General features: G+C 55.6%; 17 protein-coding genes. 9 read left to right on the top strand and 8 right to left on the bottom strand.

What is annotated here, in order from left to right; translation table 11 throughout:
* Positions 1-26: 26 nt before the first annotated feature.
* The 7 genes from ACR0NE_RS01960 to ACR0NE_RS01930 all read right to left on the bottom strand — a co-directional run bounded on the left by ACR0NE_RS01960 (position 27) and on the right by ACR0NE_RS01930 (position 10,162).
* Complete coding sequence (locus ACR0NE_RS01960; protein WP_170596478.1) at positions 27-3,386, bottom strand: adenylate/guanylate cyclase domain-containing protein; 3,360 nt, start codon at positions 3,384-3,386, stop codon at positions 27-29.
* Between the two features lie 208 nt (positions 3,387-3,594).
* Positions 3,595-3,963, bottom strand: a complete 369-nt coding sequence (locus ACR0NE_RS01955; protein ID WP_170561940.1) for a putative quinol monooxygenase — start codon at positions 3,961-3,963, stop codon at positions 3,595-3,597.
* Between the two features lie 331 nt (positions 3,964-4,294).
* Entirely contained in the window at positions 4,295-5,527 is a 1,233-nt protein-coding gene (locus ACR0NE_RS01950) for a Tm-1-like ATP-binding domain-containing protein (protein WP_170596480.1), read from the bottom strand.
* Between the two features lie 73 nt (positions 5,528-5,600).
* Positions 5,601-7,085 carry an aldehyde dehydrogenase gene (locus tag ACR0NE_RS01945; protein WP_170596482.1) on the bottom strand — a complete coding sequence of 495 codons (1,485 nt, stop codon included), beginning with the start codon at positions 7,083-7,085 and terminating at the stop codon, positions 5,601-5,603.
* A gap of 5 nt (positions 7,086-7,090) precedes the next feature.
* Positions 7,091-8,623 (bottom strand): tripartite tricarboxylate transporter permease, encoded by a 1,533-nt coding sequence (locus tag ACR0NE_RS01940; protein WP_170407148.1) that lies wholly within the window; start codon positions 8,621-8,623, stop codon positions 7,091-7,093.
* Positions 8,624-8,633: 10 nt separating this feature from the next.
* Positions 8,634-9,170 carry a tripartite tricarboxylate transporter TctB family protein gene (locus tag ACR0NE_RS01935; RefSeq protein ID WP_170394014.1) on the bottom strand — a complete coding sequence of 179 codons (537 nt, stop codon included), beginning with the start codon at positions 9,168-9,170 and terminating at the stop codon, positions 8,634-8,636.
* Positions 9,171-9,232: 62 nt separating this feature from the next.
* Entirely contained in the window at positions 9,233-10,162 is a 930-nt protein-coding gene (locus ACR0NE_RS01930; protein ID WP_170394012.1) for a tripartite tricarboxylate transporter substrate binding protein, read from the bottom strand.
* Between the two features lie 109 nt (positions 10,163-10,271).
* Here ACR0NE_RS01930 and ACR0NE_RS01925 point away from each other — a divergent pair, with 109 nt between their 5' ends.
* Entirely contained in the window at positions 10,272-11,051 is a 780-nt protein-coding gene (locus ACR0NE_RS01925) for an IclR family transcriptional regulator (protein WP_170596484.1), read from the top strand.
* Positions 11,052-11,082: 31 nt separating this feature from the next.
* Complete coding sequence (locus ACR0NE_RS01920; RefSeq protein WP_170596487.1) at positions 11,083-12,435, top strand: aminotransferase class III-fold pyridoxal phosphate-dependent enzyme; 1,353 nt, start codon at positions 11,083-11,085, stop codon at positions 12,433-12,435.
* Positions 12,436-12,469: 34 nt separating this feature from the next.
* On the opposite strand, the gene hpaR is transcribed toward ACR0NE_RS01920, so the two are convergent.
* Entirely contained in the window at positions 12,470-12,910 is a 441-nt protein-coding gene (gene hpaR / locus ACR0NE_RS01915; protein ID WP_170394006.1) for a homoprotocatechuate degradation operon regulator HpaR, read from the bottom strand.
* A gap of 105 nt (positions 12,911-13,015) precedes the next feature.
* Between hpaR and ACR0NE_RS01910 the strand changes: the two genes are divergently transcribed.
* From ACR0NE_RS01910 to ACR0NE_RS01880, 7 genes are all read left to right on the top strand, one after another.
* Positions 13,016-13,399, top strand: coding sequence for a 5-carboxymethyl-2-hydroxymuconate Delta-isomerase (locus tag ACR0NE_RS01910; RefSeq protein WP_170596489.1), 384 nt, complete (start codon positions 13,016-13,018; stop codon positions 13,397-13,399).
* 2 nt (positions 13,400-13,401) lie between these two features.
* Positions 13,402-14,913, top strand: a complete 1,512-nt coding sequence (gene hpaE / locus ACR0NE_RS01905; RefSeq protein ID WP_170596492.1) for a 5-carboxymethyl-2-hydroxymuconate semialdehyde dehydrogenase — start codon at positions 13,402-13,404, stop codon at positions 14,911-14,913.
* A gap of 51 nt (positions 14,914-14,964) precedes the next feature.
* Positions 14,965-15,816 (top strand): 3,4-dihydroxyphenylacetate 2,3-dioxygenase, encoded by an 852-nt coding sequence (hpaD, locus tag ACR0NE_RS01900; protein WP_170561957.1) that lies wholly within the window; start codon positions 14,965-14,967, stop codon positions 15,814-15,816.
* 12 nt (positions 15,817-15,828) lie between these two features.
* Positions 15,829-16,812, top strand: a complete 984-nt coding sequence (hpaD, locus tag ACR0NE_RS01895) for a 3,4-dihydroxyphenylacetate 2,3-dioxygenase (protein ID WP_170393998.1) — start codon at positions 15,829-15,831, stop codon at positions 16,810-16,812.
* A 63-nt stretch (positions 16,813-16,875) separates the two neighbouring features.
* Positions 16,876-17,730 (top strand): fumarylacetoacetate hydrolase family protein, encoded by an 855-nt coding sequence (locus ACR0NE_RS01890; RefSeq protein WP_170596494.1) that lies wholly within the window; start codon positions 16,876-16,878, stop codon positions 17,728-17,730.
* Positions 17,727-18,527, top strand: a complete 801-nt coding sequence (gene hpaH, locus ACR0NE_RS01885) for a 2-oxo-hept-4-ene-1,7-dioate hydratase (RefSeq protein ID WP_170596496.1) — start codon at positions 17,727-17,729, stop codon at positions 18,525-18,527. Before ACR0NE_RS01890 ends, hpaH begins: the two co-directional genes overlap by 4 nt.
* 12 nt (positions 18,528-18,539) lie before the next feature.
* On the top strand, positions 18,540-19,598 hold the full coding sequence (locus ACR0NE_RS01880; protein ID WP_170596499.1) for an aldolase/citrate lyase family protein: 1,059 nt from the start codon (positions 18,540-18,542) through the stop codon (positions 19,596-19,598).
* Positions 19,599-19,603: the final 5 nt, after the last annotated feature.

Genomic DNA, 19,603 nt, shown 5'->3' with positions numbered 1-19,603 from the left:
GACTGGCTTTGACTATCTCGTATGTTTCAAATGTCCTGTGATGAGCTCTCCGTTTTTGCAGTTCCAAGTTTACTCAGAATAGAGCGTGTCTTGGCCAAATCCGGACCATCGAACCCGGCGACTTCTTCAACCGCTTTTTTGATCCGGTTCAGGCAATCGGGGGTTGGATCAAGCTTTGCCAGCTCTTTGATCGTACGCAGCAGCGGACCAAAATGCCCGCGGTCCAGCGCCAAACTGACAGCCTGCTCGAAATGATCGATACACGCTTCTTCATGACCTTGGGCAAGCGCCAGACGTCCTCTTAGCCGGGTCAAACCGACAATCCAGAATTGTTCACCCCCTCCCAAAGTGATCTTCTCGGCTTCGTCCAAAAGCTCTTCTGCGAGTTCGAGATGTCCGTGCAGGATGGCCGCGTCTGCATAAAGATACAGAAAGAAACTCAACCCCAGCCGGCAGCCGGTATCCCGCCATTCCTGAAGACCAAGTTCGATTTCCTTCAGCGTGCCGTCGCCCAACTCGTTCCGGCGTGCCCATCCGTTCATGATCCGCGCCCATCCACGCCAGAACTGAAACGAGTACTCCTCTGACAGCGCAATCAGATTGGCCGAGCTTTCCAGTACAAGGTCTTCATCACCGCGGAACTGCGAGATCCAACCCAGAAATGCATTTGCAAAGGATTGACTGAAGGGATGCGCTGTTTCTTCCGCGTGAAGCACGGCCTTTTCGATCGCTTCCAAAGCGCTTTTCGTGTCGCCTGACAACCAGCAAGACAGCGCACGATATCCCTGAAGCGCGACGGATAGATCAACGACGTCAAAATCCAGCCCCATGAACCGGTGCTCAAGCGACAGATTGACATCAATCCCTGCCTGCAGATGCGTTAGGGCGTCCTGCGGCTGGCCAAGATATGTCTGTAGCGAGCCAAGTGATCTCTCGGCGGATACAATGGCAAGAGGGCTTTTCAGATCCTGACAAAGCGACACCAGGCGATCCGCATTCTGTTTCGATACAGCATATTCGCCCCCCAGCATTGTCGATCGGAACTGGCCATAGACGACTTTGAACAACCGCTCTGTTTCGCCGTATTCACGACACAAGGTTTGTGCCCGGGCATATGCGGAAAGGACCGAATTGTGTGCGTATCCTCGTACAAACGCCAAAGGAACCGCGATGGTGATTTGCAGATCAATCTCGCGCCGGTCGCGGTCTTGCGACGCAGGCAGTTCCTGCAGACATTCCAGGGCGTGTTGCAGATGGGTGATGGCCTCAACATTTGCAGAATGATCCAATGCCTGGCGCGCGGCCCGCATAAGATTGAGCTCGGCCGCCAAATAATCACCGGCCCGCCAATAGTGATGGCCCAGAATCTCTGGCTCGTGTTTAACAATTTCCTTGTAGTTCTCTTCAAGAACCGCCGCGATTTGACCGTGCCATCTGGACGCTGTCGAACGCAGCATGGATTGATACGCCGCATCCTGTACCAAGGCGTGACGGAACCGATATGTGTCTTCCACGCCTCTCAGCCCGGCGGGAACAATCAACTCTGTTTCAAGCAGCTGCTCCAACGCTCTGGTGATTTCCTGGTCGCTCCATTTCAAAACGTGGCTAAGCAGGTTTCTTTCAAAGTTGCGCCCGATTGCAGCAGCGACCTGCACGATCTCGCGGCTGGCGGATAACCGGTCCAGCCGGGCCATCAAGGAATCCTGCAGAGACTCCGGAATTGCCATGGACAACTCGGCCTTGCTTTGCCCCCGGCTTGCCAGCAGACCGGATTCCATCGCCATTTTAGTCAGTTCTTCGACAAACAGCGGCACGCCATCGGTTCGGTCTGCCAACTGGGTCAGAACCTCATCCGAAGGCCGGATCCCCGAAATGCTTTCAACCAGTTTGAAGATATCGCGCCGGACCAGACGGTTCAGCTCCAAGGTGGTGACATGTGACTGGTTTCGCCAGGGTGACTGGAATTCACTGCGGGCCGTCATCAAGACCAGGCAGCGCCGGTTTGACAGTTGTTCAACCCATCCGTCGACAAACTCAAGCGTGGAAGCATCGAACCAATGTACGTCGTCCAGCAACAACATTAGCGGTGAAGATTGTTCTAATCCTGCGCAAAGCCGCAGCAACGCTTCGATCAACGCACCCTTTTCCCGTTCAGGCGCCATTGGTTCAGCCGGGATTGAAGTGTCTTCCAGCGCCACTAGGCGCAGAATGGGCATAACACAGTCAGGATCATCGAGACCGAGTTCAGACAAAAACCCGATGATCTTAGCCCGGTTCTGTTCTGGAGTCTCATCAGGTGTCATTCCGGTCAACGCCGTAAGCGCGTTTTTTATCGGGTAAAATGCGCTGCTTTGATGAAGCGGTGAGCCGAACAGAATGAATTGCGACGCATCTTCTTCGGCCAGATCATCGCTCAACCCAAAGGCGATCTTAGATTTTCCGACACCCGCATCGCCGGTCAGCAGCAGCACTTGCCCTTCACCTTCCAGCGCACCCTCCCACCGAGATCGGACCAAGGCAATTTCCGCCGTCCGACCGATGGTTGGTGTTTTGTCGTGTGAAAAGTCTTTGCGCCCCGTTTCGAACCCCAAAACCTTCTGCCGGGCCTCAAACAGCTCTAGCGGAGCGCTAATCCCTGCCAATTGCGGCGCGCCCAAAGACACAAAGTCGAGCCGTTCACCAATCAGGCGTCGCGTCACCTCGGAGATCACGACTTGCCCGACCTCGGCAACGGACTGAATACGGGCCGCCACGTTTGGTGTGTCTCCGAACAACCACATCTTTTCGTCCAATGACGAGCTGTTGGCGGTGCCAACAACAACGGGTCCGGTATGCATTCCGATGCGAACGTTGGTCGCAACCGGCTGGCTGGAAAATCCGACTTCAATACCCTCTGCCATCTGGGTAATTTCAAGCGCGCACAGCGCGGCCGAATAGTGACTCGCCTCTTGCGCGACGGGGTAACCAAAGACAGCCACAACGCCATCACCTGCATAGTTTGCGATCTCACCGCCAAATTTAGCAACCGTGCTACCGACCAAATCGCGATATTGGGTGATAAGCTCACGATAGTCTTCGGGATCAAATTTTTCGGACAACGCGGTAGAACCAACCAGATCGCAGAACATAACGGTCAGTTGCCGCCGTTCCGCAACATTTTCGGATGCAGGCGTTAGTGGTGCTGAATTGTCTGGCTCTGAGTTTTTGACCGACGCTGATCCGACCAAAGACGCACCGCAGGCCGTGCAGAACTTTGCCTTTTGCAAAGCTGGGGCTCCGCACGCTGTACACGTAAGGGACAGGGCGTTTCCACAGCTTTGGCAATATTTCGATCCGGCAGGATTGGCCGAACCACAATTTGGGCAATTAACGTCAGGACTTACCAAAATGGTCGCCTTCGTAAGTTTAGATAGATCAGGTCAAAATTAGAAACGATAGAACGAAATCACGGCTTCTTATAACATAATATCAACAATGCGTCGCCCAACAATTCCTGATGGATGAACCAGGCTGCAACTTTACCCGGCGCAAAGCCCCGTGGATCAACAAAATTACAGGGTTTCCTTGGGGCGGCCGGGATCGCCCGAGCTACCTTTAGCCGTTGCTCGACCCAGCTTCGGGGCGCACGAATCCCTGAATGCGATCCACGTTCATGACCTGAAAGAATGGGCTCTTGCTCCCTGGGGCAGAAAGAAAAAGGTGACCACTTTTTTTCAGGAACTTCGAAAAATCCGATCCTTTGCTCAGGTGTTTTTTGAATGCCTTTTCGTTTTTGTAGATTTCCACGAACACAATCTTATCGTCATCGCATGGCGGGACCGAGTCCGCGCCACCTGAGTGCACAAGGTAACCCCAGGTATCAGGTTCGTTTTTCTTGACGTCCCTAGCAAGCCGCCGGAGTGCAGCAATACCTTCGGACCGGGTTTCTGGGTTCAGATACCAAATCGCAATCGTGGTTAGCATTTCCTCGCTCCTTTCATGGGTTGGACCGATCGTCTAAATGCGGGTCCAACGGTTTGGTTGCCGCTCAATATTGGCAACGTCACCGGCGGAACGGGTCGCTAATCCTGGGCATTTGTTGAGTTCAATTCTTCACTTACTGCGCAGGTCTTTGGCCACCTTGAACCGGTGACACGGTTCCGCCGAAAAATAGTCTTTAACAAGTATCCAAGCGGTGATGGTTATGCATCCAACTGCAAGTCGGCCGCACGTGGAAGAATGCGCCCGAACTCACGCCCACCGAGGCTGTGTTTGACCTGCGTGTATATCATAAAGACGGGCGTAAATCCCGAATTTATGTTGCGACCACGCCTTCTGCGACCCATTCGTCGAACTGGGCCAATATATGATCGCAAAACGCGGCATCGTTGATATGTGCGTCTATTTCGGTCATAGGAACGCGCCCGGGCATGACTTTACGGGCCTCATCCATCATCTCGGCCAGGGCTTCGGGATCATACGCCTCTTCACCCTCCTTGTCCCAGGCTTCGACCCCGTGAACGGGCAGAAAAAAGTGAACCGGGCCAGTTGCGGCCTCCAATCGGTTGGCAAGCTCCCGCACCCAGGCACGGCGTTCATCGCCATTGAAGACCGAGCTTTTTATCAGGCGGTTGTGTTCATGAAATGGACGGTCGGCATACTGGTCAGGGATGTCCTGCCATCCGGCAAAGTCCAAAAGGTCCAGCGCGCCTGGCGCAACCAGCTGTGGTGTGCCCACACGCCCGGCATTTGTCACGCGATCCTCACCGCTGGAGACCACGGAACCCGCCATCAGGTTCCCGAATTCCTGCATGCAGAAGTCCATGACGCAGGCAAACGCCCCTTCACCCGCCAGTTTTTCGAATGCCATGCCGCCCATTCCGGTGGAATGAAAAACGGCAACCTCGAACCCGCGCTCTTCCAGCGCTGGTTTGAGCGTTTTCATATAGCGCAGACACGAGGACCCAAGGCTGGTCATCCCGATCAGCGGTTTGCTGCGATCCGGTATTGTGGCAGCTTTTGTGGCACCAACAACAGCGCCGGCCGCTTGCGCAAGCGAAGATTGGCAGATCGAATTCATACCGTAGAGCCCCCCGGCCCACAGGATCATCTGAATGTCCGGAGCCAGTCGGTGCGGCGGGATCAACGGAGAAAAACTGACGGTAGACACGATGTATTTCGGCACCCCCATTGGCAAGGCCTGCGCACAATCCAGGGCCAGATCGGTACCCATGGTCCCTCCAGTAGCCAGCATCCCATCAAATCGGCCATCCGCATAGGCTTGGGCCACGGTCTTCGAGGCACCATCTGACATCACGCGAAAGGCTTTGTTCTCGTCCCCTTGTGCGATGACATCTTCGATGGTCATTCCAGCCGCTTGGGCGACGTCGTGCTTGGAGATGTCGGTTGGCTCCAAAGGGTCGCCCAATACCGAGACATCCATCGTCAACACATCCGCGCCCTGCGCCTTGATCGCCTGTTCGATGAACCGCATCTCGGGTTCTTTCGTGTCGTAGGTCCCAATCAGCAGGATTGTCTTTGTGGTCATTGGTTCCTCCTATTCATGCGACCTATGGGCCCCAGACAAAGCGGTGAAAACATGTCGTACAGACACCCCGCAGTCAGAGCTTTATCCAGGCGGTTTTCAATTCAAAGTACTTCTCAAGCGCGTGCAAAGATTTGTCATGCCCGTTCCCGGATTGACCCACGCCCCCAAGCGGAACGGTCAGGTCCGAGCCGCCATAGGTGTTCACATGCATGACCCCGGTCCGCACTTCGGCCACCATGCGATGCGCGCGACTGAGGTTCGAAGTCCAGACTGCGCCTGCGAGCCCATAGACTGTGGCATTGGCAAGCCGGATCGCCTCGGCTTCGTCATTGAACGGGGTCACGGCCAAGACTGGGCCGAAGACTTCGTTCTGAAACAGATGATCCGTTTCTTTGACACCTGCCATTACTGTAGGGGACATATAGTAGCCCCCGGTTTCGGGCAGAATGCGGTTTCCGCCCGTACGACGTTCGGCACCTTCAGCTTCGGCCTTGGTAACGAACTCCAAATTGGCCTCTAACTCGGGCAGGCTATGCACGGCACCAATCTGGCTGTTCAGGTTCAACGGATCACCAACGCGATAGGCTGCAGCGTAGCGCGTGATCTCGGCGACAAAATCCTCGTAGATGTCCTGCTGCACCAGCAGGCGCGAGCCCGCGATACAGACCTGTCCGGAGTTGCGGAAAATCCCGGCGGCCGAGACCTTTGCAGCTTCCGCCAAATCGGGCGCGTCAGCGAAAACAATATTCGGAGACTTGCCACCCAATTCCAGATAGCAGCGTTTCAGATTGGACCGCGCCGAGTATTCCAGCAGTCGCCGACCTGTCGCGCCGGATCCCGTGAAGACCATGATGTCCACATCCATCGACAATGCCAGTGCTTCCCCCACGACCGACCCGCGCCCGGTCACCACGTTGAAGACGCCATCCGGAACTCCGGCTTCGGCAGCCAGCTCAGCGATTTTAAGCAGGCTGAGCGATGCGCTTTCTGCAGGCTTCAAGACGATGGAGTTGCCCGCCGCAAGGGCAGGGGCGATTTTCCAACTGCCGATCATCAACGGGAAATTCCAAGGCACAATCGCCCCGACAACTCCGACAGGCGCATGATGTACGAGGCCAAGAACATCGTTGCTCGTCGGGGCAATCTGCCCGTAAATCTTGTCGATGGCTTCGGCATAGTAGCGGAAAGTGGCCGCAGCCGTGAGCGCCTCGGCCTTATAGGCCATATTGATCTCGGTTCCGTTGTCGCGTACGCCCAGCACTGCGATCTCAAGCGCACGGGATTCGATCAGATCCGCCAGTTTCAGCAGAACCTTCTTGCGTCCTGCAGGGGCCATGCGCGACCACCGGCCATCCTCAAACGCGGTCCGCGCGGCGCGCACCGCTGCATTCACATCCGCCGGGCTGCCCTCGGCGATTTGAGCGAGAGGCTGGCCGTCGATGGGCGACAGCACCTCATGCAGGGCGCCAGTTTCACCGGCACGGACATCGCCATTGATAAAGTGTCCGCGTGTGGCAATCTCCTGCACGCGCAAGGCATCGATGGAAGACTGATCCATGAAAGCTATCCTTGTTGGTTCGGGTGATCGGAATCCACGGCTGGGACATGGGGTTCGGGGCGCAGCTTGTTTTTGAACTCGTAGTACAGCGTGCGGAAATGCAGGATCAGGATCAGCACAATCAGGCCGAACAGAATGGCTGCGATGGGCCGGTCGATGAAGTCCAGCGGCGTCTTGACCCGAGCCATTGCGCTGCGAAGCTTGGTTTCCATGATTCCACCCAATACCATGCCTAGGATGATCGGGACGATCGGCAGATCAAGCCGTTTGAGGATCAGACCAAAGACGCCAAACCCCGCAGCGATCGCGCAATCGGTGATCGAATTGCGCAGGCTGTATACTCCGACAAAAGCAAGGATCAGGATCATCACGCCGAGGAAGCGTGTGGGGATTTGAATGATCTTTAACAGCAGGTTTGTCGAAAACAGCAGAAAGACCAGAACGATCACATTCAGCAGGATCAGCGCCATATATAGGGCCATGACGAAATCCATCTGGTTCTCAAACAGTTGCGGGCCGGGGATCACGTTGTGAACATAGAAGACCGACAGCATCATCGCCGTAAGCGCTTCGCCGGGTATACCGAGGGCGAGTAGGGGGATCATCGCTGCCCCCGGCACGGCGTTGTTCGCGGCTTCGGATGCCACCAACCCTTCGGGCGAGCCATCGCCGAATTTGTCGGGATTTTTCGAGCTTTTCTGAGCATAAGTGTATGACAGAAACTGCGAAGTGAACTCACCCGTTCCCGGCACCATGCCCATGAATACCCCGATGCTTGAAGAAACGGTAGCGATCCGTTTCAGGCCCAACAGTTCCTTCAAACCTGCAAAGATATTCCCGCTGACATGGGTGTCCTCTGGAGCGTGGTTCTTTTCCAACAGCAAAAGAAAAGCCTGGCTGAGCGCAAACAGGCCCAGCACAACCACGATCAGGTCAACGCCTGACGCCAGCCAACTTTGATCGAATGTATAGCGGCGCGTATATTTGACGGGCTCCAGTCCGACCGTGTTCAAAAAGACGCCAAATGCAGCAAGCATACCTGCTGCAAAGATCTGTCCTCGATGGGCTAAAACGACCAGAACAATACCTAGCAACGCGGCCAAAAAAATCTCGCGGCTGCCAAAATGCGGGGCGATCATGGCCAACACGGGCGAGAGGACCATCAGGCAGATGATGGCAAAGACCCCCCCGAAGAATGAAGCTGAATAAGCCAGCGATAACGCCCTGTGGCCTTGGCCGCGCTTGGTCATTGGATAGCCATCATAGGTCGTCAGCGCATTGACCGCCGTGCCGGGCGTGTTGATCAGGATGGCCGGGATCGCGCCGCCATACATGGATGATCCGTAAATCCCCAACAACAAGGTCAGACCGACGATGGGCTCAAAGGCAAAGGTTGCGGGCAACAGGATGGCTATGGCAACGGCAGCGCCCACACCGGGCAGCGCGCCGATGATGACACCACCGATCGAGCCGATGAACAAGGCCACGATGACCTGCCATTGCAGCAGGATTGAAACACCGGACAGAAGGGTATCCATACGTGCCTCCCTACAAATATGTCAGCGCAAAGGCGCGGATCGAGTCGGGAAGGTATTCATAGACAGCCCCTGCCGGGATTTTGACTTGCAGAAACGCTCGGAACACGATGGTGACGACGAAGCCGAACAGGGCTGCGATACCGATCGCGCCCGAGCCTCGAAACCCTGAGCGCAGCGTCAGAAACACCGCGAACAACATGGTGGACGGCAGATAGCCAAGCTGTGGCACCAGTAGGACATAAATCAGGAAATAAGCCACATATTCCAGAGACCGGACCCAAAACCCGACCTCGGCCCAACGACCATCGATCCGATCGGATAAGGCAGAGCTGAGCCAATGTAAAAAGCTGAACAAGACCATGCACCACACGGCAACGGTGGGCCACAGACCGGGTTGAGCAAACCATTTGGTCCGCTTGACGACCTGCGTCTGCTCCCCAAGCTGAGACAGCAGAAACACCGAGAAAGCCAGGAACAATACGGCAAAGACAATATCACCCGGACGGCGATACCGTTTGAACATGTCCTGAAGCGTTCTTGCGATCATTTCATCCTCCCAGCCCTATGAAGAAGGCGCGGAAATCACTGCCCGCGCCTCGATCCGGGGTGTTACTCGCCTAGAATCTCTTCTATTTTGGCGAATGACGCTTTATCTTGCTCGATCTGGGCATTCGAAGCATCGGGATCCTGCCAATAGATCAGCGCACCGGTTTCTTCGGCAAGCTTTTTAGCCTTGTCCGATTGCAGTGCTTTTTGGGCTGCGGCGGTGATTTTTTCGCGAGCCTCGGGCGGCGTGTCTTTGTGAACAAACAGTCCGTTCCACAGCGCCAATGGCAGGTCTGGGTTAAGCTCAACCACTGTCGGCGTATCCGGTACCAGAGCGATCCGGTCGCCGCCGATGCTGGCCAGCACGTTCACTTCATCCAGACAGGGCAGAATAAGCTGGAGCGTGGTGTTGATGACATCAACGTCACCGGACGCCAAGGTGTTGCAGTCCAGCGCATCGAACGCGGCTTCGCTGGCAAAGTCGAAACCGCTGCTGACAGCGGCGGCAAAAGTAACCTGCGTGGGTGGCAGAACCGAGCCAAAGTGGCCGAGTGCCACGTCGTTTGACTTGCCGTGTTCCACCAACTCATCCCAGCTTTGGAACGGGGCGTCTTTGCTCGACGCGATTACGAACGGGTAGGTCAGGAAGATGCCGATCGGTTCAAACGGGTTCGGGTTCAATTCAGGAATACCAATCTCGGGCCCGATGACCGGAACACCAATCACAAACGACCCGATCGTATAGCCATCCGCCGGTGCTGTGGCGACTTCGACTGCGCCGGGGAAAGGACCACCACCGCCGCCGGGCTTGTTCACAACAGCTGCCGGTACCCCGTACATCGCCTGAAATTCATCTGCGATCATTCTGGTCAGGACATCTTCAAGATCACCCGGAGGCCAAGGAACCACAAAGGATACCGGCTTTTCGGGGTATTCTGCCAAAGCGGCCGTTGCAGAGGCGGCCATCACGGCTGCCGCAATAAACTTTTTCATTTACACCTCCCAGTGTGTGGTTCATTATATGAACCGTGTTAACAATAATAATCTTGCTTTGTTAAGTTCATTCTGTCAAGGATAACATCAACGGAAGGAGGCAAAACACATGGGTGCCGCACTTAATGCGCTAAAAATGCTGGACTTATTCTCAAACACGATGGCCGAAATCGGCCTGAGTCAGGCCGCGCGCCTGTCAGGGTTGAATAAGGCGACAGCCTTGCGTCACCTACGAGCGCTTGAAGAATTCGGGTTGATCGAACAAAACCCGCAGTCAAAGACCTATACCATCGGACCGGCTGCGCTGCGGCTTGCGGCACTGCGCGAGATTGCCAAACCCGGTCTTGAAGGCGCGCGCCAGAAAATGCACTTGGCCATGCAAGAGGTTGGCGAAAGCCTGCACCTAACGCTGCTGGAACAGGGTAGCCTGCAAACCGCCATCGTGGTTGAGACGACCAAGCACAGCGTTCGCGTCAGCCTTGATCCAAGCGAGATCATCCCGGTCAACGCGACTGCGGCGGGTCTATGTATGCTCAGCTTTGGCCCACCTTTCCTGCTGGATCGTCTGGATCAGGAAGCGCAGGTACGTTTCACCGAATCCACCCTGACAGACCCGGATCTGATCAAGGAAAAAGTTGCTCTGATCCAGCGGGCTGGCTGGGCTAACAGCAACGGCAGCTACGAAGAAGGTGTTTTTGGTTTTGCAACGCCAATCTTTGGCATCGATCAAATCGCCCTTGGAACCATTTCGATCGCCGTGCCCGAGATTAGAGCCACTTATGAGCGCCTGCCCTTGATCCTGAAATCCCTTCAATCCCTCTCGCGCGATCTGACCGCAAATTTCGGCGGCCAAATGCCCGAGGCCTTTCCAACCGAGTTCCACCCATGAGCGAAAGTGGACAACCCCGGAGAACCGCAACATGAAAGACTCCAACTTTCTTAAGGAGAACAACGCCCGCCATTTCTGGCATCCGATGGCGCACCCGGCCGACAGCCGGAACAACCCTCCGACCATTCTGACCGGCGGGGAAGGAGTTAGCATCATCGATGTGGACGGGCACAAGGCCATCGACGCCGTAGGTGGCCTTTGGAACGTCAACCTGGGCTATTCTTGCGATCCGGTGAAACAGGCGATCGCCGACCAGCTATACGCCCTGCCTTATTATTCGACCTTCCGGGGTACGAGCAACGACAAGGCGATCGAGCTGTCTTACGAGTTGGCACAGTTCTTTGCTCCTGATGGGCTGACACGCGCCTTTTTCACCTCGGGCGGATCGGATTCTGTGGAAATCGCACTAAAGCTTGCGCGTCAGTTCCACAAAGTTCGGTGTGAGGCCGGTCGCACCAAGTTCATTAGTCTCAAGCAGGGATACCACGGCACCCATTTCGCTGCCGCTTCGGTCAACGGTAATCAGAAGTTCCGCGCCGTGTATGAACCCATGATGCCAGGCTGTTTTCATGTGCCTGCGCCTTGGACCTATCGCAACCCGTTTGACGAAACCGACCCTGAACGCCTGGCTCAGCTTTGCGTCAAAGCGCTTGAAGCCGAGATTGCGTTCCAGGGGGCCAACACGGTTGCCGCCTTCATCATGGAGCCGATTTTGGGCGCTGGCGGTGTAATTCCGCCGCACAAAAGCTTTATGCCCATGGTGCGTGAGGTTTGTTCGAAGAACGGTATTCTGCTGATCTCAGACGAAATCATCACGGCGTTTGGTCGAACCGGTAGTGAAAGCGGAGCGAGACATTGGGGCGTCCAGCCTGACATCATGACGACGGCCAAGGCGATCACCAATGGCTATTTCCCGTTTGGCGCCGCGATGATCTCGGGGGCAGTTGCCGAGGTATTTGAAAATGACACAACCGGGTTGGCATCCGTTGATCAGGGATACACCTATTCCGGTCACCCCGTCGGCGCGGCGGCGGCACTGGCGGCTCTTTCAGAAATCAATCGTCTGCGGATTTGGGAAAACGCTGCAGCACGCGGGGATGAGCTGTTCGAGGGCTTGAAGAAACTGGCTGAAAAGCACGAGGTGATCGGTGACGTCCGAGGGGGCGAGGGCCTTATGTGCGCGCTGGAACTGGTCTCGGACCGCGCAACCAAAGCACCGATTGCTAAACAACTGCCAATACAGGTGCAAAAGGCAGCTTATGAGGATGGTGTGATGGTGCGCGTATCTGGCAACAACATCATCATTTCGCCACCTCTGATTGTCACATCCGACGATGTTGCGAAGATCCTGTCAGCGCTGGATACAGGATTGTCGAGTTTGTAGTCGTCGCGCAGACCCCGCTTGCCAACTGGCGGGGTCAAACCTTAACAGCTTGCAGCTCTTCAAGCAGGTCCAGTAGCTCATCAAGCTTCTCTCGCCCCATCTGCGCCTCAATACTATTTGAAATGGCCAATGACGCTTGCAGGTTGTCTTTCAAAATCTGCCGACCCGCATCAGTAATCATCACCATCGTCCGCCTTTTATCCTGGCTGTCCTGACGACGTGTGACCTGCCCATCGGCTTCCATGCTGCGCAATATTCGCGTCAGGCTGGGCAGCAACAGACAAGCTTCTTTGGCGATAGCGCTTTGCTCGACCTCGCCAAGCTCATCCAGTACGCGCAGGACGCGCCATTTTTGCTCGGATATCTGTATATCCTGCAGCATGTCCCTGATGGGGGCCATGATCGTTTCGCGGGCGCGCAATAATGCAATGGGAAGCGACCTTGAGGTGCTCTTGGTATGGCTTTGAGTGTTCATGCCGCCTTCTAGTGTGCTGCCCCAGGAAATGCAAAGATTAACAACGCAACTTCTTGACGACATAATCTCATAATGCTAAACATGTTAATTAATAACGGAGGAATCATGCCGCATTTTCACGTCGAATATTCCGGGAATCTGGAAGACAGGATCGACATGGGCGGTCTGTGCGATTGCATCCGTGCAACGGCCGCTGAGATTGACACCTTTCCGCTAGCAGGCATTCGCGTCCGAGCGATCCGTGTTGATCACCATGCCATCGCAGACGGAAATCCAAAGCATGGGTTCATCGATATCTCGATCCGGCTGCGGGCCGGTCGTTCGCAGGCCGACAAGAAGGACGCAACGCAGCGCATCTTCGAGGCGGCCCGAACCTATCTGGAGCCCGCCATGAGCCAGCATTCCATCGCGCTGTCGCTTGAGATGCGCGACATCGATCCCGACCTCTCCCCCAAAACCGGCACGATCCGCGACCATCTGGAGGCCTGACCATGAGTGACCTGCACAAGAATATTGAACGGCTTGATGGTTTCCTTGCCCGTTTCAAGAGGACTGGGATAAAGAACCGGATCGCAGGAGAAGATCAAGATGGGTCAGCAGGGGTGTTTCAGTCGATCTCTCCGGTGGATAAATCGGTGATCTGCGACGTTGCCCATGGCACGGCGGAAGATATCGATACAGCAGCACAGGCCGCGCATAATGCCTTTGCAGACTGGCGCGACATGCCCGCTACGGAGCGCCGCCGGATATTGCTTAAAGTTGCAGATGGCATTGAGGCAAGAGCCGAAGAGATCGCGCTGTGCGAATGCTGGGATACCGGCCAGACCCTGCGCTTTATGTCCAAAGCCGCCCTGCGAGGGGCTGAGAATTTTCGCTATTTTGCCGATCAGGTGGTTCAGGCGCGGGATGGTCAACACCTGAAATCACCGACACTGATGAACATAACCACCCGCGTCCCAATCGGGCCCGTTGGTGTCATCACGCCGTGGAACACCCCGTTCATGCTGTCGACATGGAAGATCGCTCCGGCACTGGCCGCTGGCTGTACGGTCGTCCACAAACCGGCTGAAGATTCACCGCTGTCTGCGCGGCTATTGGTCGAAATCGCGGAAGAAGCCGGTCTGCCCAAGGGTGTGCTGAACACTGTCAACGGTTTTGGTCCAGACGCCGGTAAGCGGCTGACCGAACATCCATTGATCAAAGCCATTGCCTTTGTCGGTGAAAGCCGTACGGGCAGCATCATTACCAAGCAAGGCGCAGATACGCTGAAACGGATGCATCTGGAGTTGGGCGGTAAGAACCCGGTCATCGTCTTTGACGACGCCGACATGGATCGCGCGTTGGATGCGGTGATCTTCATGATCTATTCGATCAACGGCGAACGCTGCACGTCTTCTTCGCGGTTGCTGGTACATGATACAATCAAGGAAGAGTTCGAAGCCAAGCTGATCGAGCGCGTGAACAATATCAAAGTCGGCCACCCGTTGGACCCTGCAACCGAGATTGGTCCTCTTGTAACGGAAGAGCATTACAACAAGGTCACTTCATACTTCGACATCGCCAAGGAAGACGGCGCGACCGTCGCGGCCGGTGGCGTCAAGGTGGGCGAAGAGGGGTACTTCGTACGGCCCACCCTGTTTACTAACGCTAACAATCAAATGCGCATCGCACGCGAGGAAATCTTTGGCCCTGTCCTGACCGTGATCCCGTTCTCGACTGAGGAGGAGGCGCTGCAGATCGCAAATGACACGCAATATGGTCTGACCGGCTATGTCTGGACCAACGATCTGACCCGTGCGTTACGTTTCACGGACAAGCTTGAGGCCGGAATGATCTGGGTGAACTCGGAAAACGTGCGCCATCTGCCCACACCGTTTGGCGGGGTCAAAGCATCCGGCATCGGGCGCGACGGCGGCGACTGGAGCTTTGAGTTCTACATGGAACAAAAGCATGTCGGCTTTGCCACAGGCCAGCACAAGATCATGCAGTTGGGTAAGCTATAGCGGCCCCTCAGACGACAATCGCGCGAAAAACCTTAACTCCAGGAGGAGACCATGGGAGAAATCGTTCTTGCCGCCAAAATGACCCATGTGCCGACTCTGCTCATGTCTGAGCAGGAAGGCCCGGTTAAAGGCAAACGCCAGCCTGCCATTGATGGTCACCGCAAAATCGCGCGCCGTGCAAAAGCGCTGGGGGCGACCACGGTGATCATCTGCGACACGCATTGGGTGATCAATGCCGGGTTCCACATCAACGCCAATGAAAAATTCGAAGGTCTGTTCACGTCGAACGAGTTCCCGCAGTTCATCCAGGACCTGCCCTATTCCTATGAGGGCAATCCTGAAATGGGTGATGCCATCGCAAAGATCGCGTCGGACAAAGGCGTCTACACTTTAGCGCATCACTTGGACAGTCTCGAACTGGAATACGGTACGCTGGTCCCGATGCGCTTCATGAGCCGCGAGCATGATATGAAAGTCGTCTCAGTCGCGGCCTGGGCCACGGTGCATAGCCATGACGAAAGCCGGGTCATTGGTGAGGCCATCCGTGAAGCGGTTGAGGCCAGCAATGAAAAGGTGCTGTTGGTCGCGTCAGGCTCGTTGTCGCACAAGATCTGGGCGAACAAGGATTATGCCGCCAATAACGGCACTTTCACCATCAGCTCGGAATTCAACCGTCAGATGGACTTGCATGTGCTCGAGATGTGGAAGAACGGCGACCACGCCACGTTCCTGAAAATGCTGGGCGACTATGCCAATTTCTGCTGCGGCGAAGGCTCGATGCATGACACGTCGATGCTCTACGGAGCGTTGGGTTGGGACGCCTATGACAAAAAATGCGAGGTTGTGACCGAGTATTTCCCAAGCTCCGGCACTGGTCAGACCAACGTCATCTTCCCCGTTTAACAGGAGGTTTCAATGCCCGTTCCAGCCCCCAACCTGTACCCCGACTTCAACACGATCCGGCTGAGCCATGTTTGCCTGAACGTCAGCGATCTTGTTGCTTCGCGCAAATTCTACTCGGAGGTTCTGGGTTTGCAGGTCTCGGACGAAAGCGACACACATGTCTACCTGCGCGCTATGGAGGAACGTGGACATCATTGTGTGATCCTGCAGAAATCCGATCAGCCGGCGACTGTCGAGGTCATGGGCTTCAAAACATTCGACGAGGATGATTTGGATCGGGCCGAGGCGTATTTTATATCCAAAGGCCGACCGACCTCATGGGTTGATCGCCCCTATCAGGGCCGGACTCTGTTAACCTCGGACAATATGGGCATACCGCTGGAGTTCTATCACAAGATGGATCGCCTGGAGCCGATCCATCAGAAATACGCACTCTATCGTGGTGTGAAACCGCTGCGGATCGATCACTTCAACTGCTTCTCGACCAATGTCGATGACAGTGTCGCATTCTACAGTGATTTCGGGTTCCGCGTGACCGAGTATACGGAAGACGAAGACAGCAAGAAACTGTGGGCCGCGTGGATGCACCGCAAGGGTGGGGTGCATGATATGGCCTTCACCAATGGCAAAGGCCCACGGATGCACCACGTGGCCTTCTGGGTGCCAACACCGCTGAACATCATCGATTTGCTCGATCTAATGGCCACCACCGGCTATGTGGACAACATCGAACGCGGCCCGGGGCGACATGGTATTTCGAATGCTTTCTTCCTGTATATCCTCGATCCCGACGGACACCGGATTGAGATTTATTGCTCGGATTATCAGACCGTTGACCCCGATCTGGAGCCGATCAAATGGGACCTGAAGGACCCGCAGCGTCAGACGCTCTGGGGCGCTCCGGCGCCGCGCAGTTGGTTTGAACACGGCACATCCTTTGTCGGTGTGGATGTAAACGAGCCAGACCTATCTGCGTCTCCCATCATCGCACCGTAAGCAAAGTATGCTTGATCTAAAACATCGTAGTATGGGCGGGTTCCATAACGCCGAGGAGGCCTGATGCGCATTGCAACCTACACTGCCAACGGTGAAACATTTTTTGGTGCGATCACTGATGAAGGCGCGGTCGCACTAAACAGCGAATTTGCCGAGTTCAAAAGCCTCTACGAGGTTGTCGCCGCTGGGGCGTTTAGCCAATTGGCCGAGGCTGCCGAAGGAAAGCCGGTAACCCATACGGATTTCACCTTTGAGATGGTGATGCCGGACGTTCGTCGCATTCTGTGCGTTGGTGTGAATTTCCCCGATCGCAACGCGGAATACAAAGATGGAAGCGCCCAGCCGAAATACATGTCGCTATTTCCGCGTTTCGCCAGTGGATTTACCGGCCATAATCGCCCACTGATCCGACCGCCCGAAAATCACACGCTGGATTACGAGGGCGAAGTGGCCATCGTGATCGGCAAAGCAGGCCGCCGGATTTCGCAGGACGATGCTTATGGCCATATTGCAGCCTTGACCCTGTGCAACGAAGGGACAATCCGCGATTGGGTTCGGCACGCCAAGTTCAACGTCACGCAAGGCAAGAACTGGGACAATTCGGGTGCCATCGGCCCTTGGCTGGTCCCGTTCACTGATGCCGCGCAACTGGATGGCGCCCACATTCAGACCCATGTGAATGGTGAGTTGCGTCAGGACGATACGTTGAACCGAATGATGTTTCCGATCCGGCGCGAGATTGAATACATATCAACCTTTATGACGCTTCAACCGGGCGATATCATCGTTACCGGCACCCCAACCGGCGCAGGTGCACGATTTGATCCGCCAAAATACCTGGCTCCCGGCGATGTGGTTGAGGTATCCGTCGATGGGATAGGCACCCTGCGCAACACCATCGAGGATGAGCAGATATGACCCCTGAAGACCATGCGCGCGCTGCCGCCGATCTGCTGAACGCGGAAAGGACGCGACAGCAGATCGGTCTACTGACATTGCGGTATCCCGAAATGGCGATGGATGACGCTTATGAAGTGCAGAATGCCATCTATCGGGCCAAGCTGGCGGAAGGGCGCAAGGTCATCGGCTGGAAGATCGGGCTGACCTCGAAAGCGATGCAATATGCTTTGAATATCGACATTCCTGATAGTGGTATCCTGTTTGACAACATGGCCTTTGAAAATGGCGGGACCGTTCCCGCAAGTCGTTTCATCCAACCACGTATCGAAGCCGAGATCGCCTTTGTCATGAAGGAGGCCATTGGTGGCGCCGATGTGAGCCGCGATCAGGTTTTGCGGGCGACCGACTATGTTACTCCGTCCATCGAAATCCTCGACACTCGTATTAAGCGGGCAGACCCTGGGACTGGAAAGTCCCGCACTGTATTCGACACAATCAGCGACAACGCCGCAAATGCCGGCATTGTACTAGGGGCGGAACGCCACCCAGCGGATGCATTTGACCTGCGATGGGTAGGGGCCCTAACCTTCCGCAACGGCGAAATCGAGGAAACCGGCCTGGGTGCGGGCGTATTGAATGATCCGGTCGAAAGTGTGGTCTGGCTTGCCCGTCGCATGGCGCAATACGGCCAGAGCATTGAACCCGGCCACGTAATCCTGTCCGGCAGCTTCATTCGCCCGATCGAATGCCCATCGGGTGCGGAAATCCACGCCGATTTCGGATCGTTCGGATCCGTCGACATCAATTTTGCCTAAAGGAGCAGCGACATGCCCGCACCAAAGAACACCTTTAAGGCCGCATTAAAGGCTGGAAAGCCTCAGGTCGGGTGCTGGATCGGAATGGCCGACGCATATGCAGCAGAAGTTTCCGCGACCGCAGGGTTCGATTGGTTGTTGGTCGATGGCGAACACGCACCAAACGACCTGCGCTCGACCCTTGAACAGGTGCGAGTGATCGAAAGTTCGGGCAGCGCGCCAGTTGCACGTCTACCGATTGGTGAGACATGGATGATCAAGCAATATCTCGATGCGGGTGTTCAGAGTATTCTGGTGCCGATGGTCGAAAGCGCTGATCAGGCGCGCGAACTGGTACGCGCGGTGCAATACCCGCCACACGGCGTGCGAGGTGTGGGATCATCCCTTGCGCGGGCTTCGCAATTTGCCGAGATCCCGGACTACCTCGATACGGCGGATGAGCAGATTTGTCTGCTGCTACAGGTTGAGAACAACGCGGGCATGGCCGCTCTGGACGACATTCTGACAATTGATGGAGTAGACGGAGTTTTTATCGGACCTGCAGATCTGGCCGCCGACATGGGTCATATCGGCAACGCCGGGCACCCAGATGTTGTAGGGGCAATTGAAGACGCACTGACCCGCATCGTCGCGGCAGGTAAAGCCGCGGGTATCCTAACACTGGACCCTGCAATGCAGCGTAGGTGTCTTGAGATCGGCGTGACCTTTCTGGCCACTGAAATTGACGTCACCCTTTTCGCAAAGAGTATGCGCGCAAAAGCGCAAAACGGCCTCGCGCTTTTGCCGCGACAAAACGCTATCGGATCGGCGACAACAGAAAATGCCAGCAAGTACTTACAGCAATTGTGCAAACATTGGTCACATAAGGGACAGGTCGAGTTCGATGCAAATACTGGAACCGTTTTTTTTGACAGTGGCAATGCCGTCGAACTAAAGGCGACGCCAGTAGCACTGGAAGTTCGCGCCTCGGCGCAGCCACGCGATGACCTGGACAGTTGGAAGACAGTGATTTCCGATCACCTGAAACGGTTTGCCTTTCGCGAAGAGTTTGAACTGAACTGGGATGACTAGCGACT

The sequence above is a fragment of the Ruegeria sp. C9 genome (assembly GCF_056537585.1).
The sequence above is the reverse complement of the archived record's forward strand: the minus strand, read 5'-3'. Positions and strand labels throughout refer to the sequence as shown.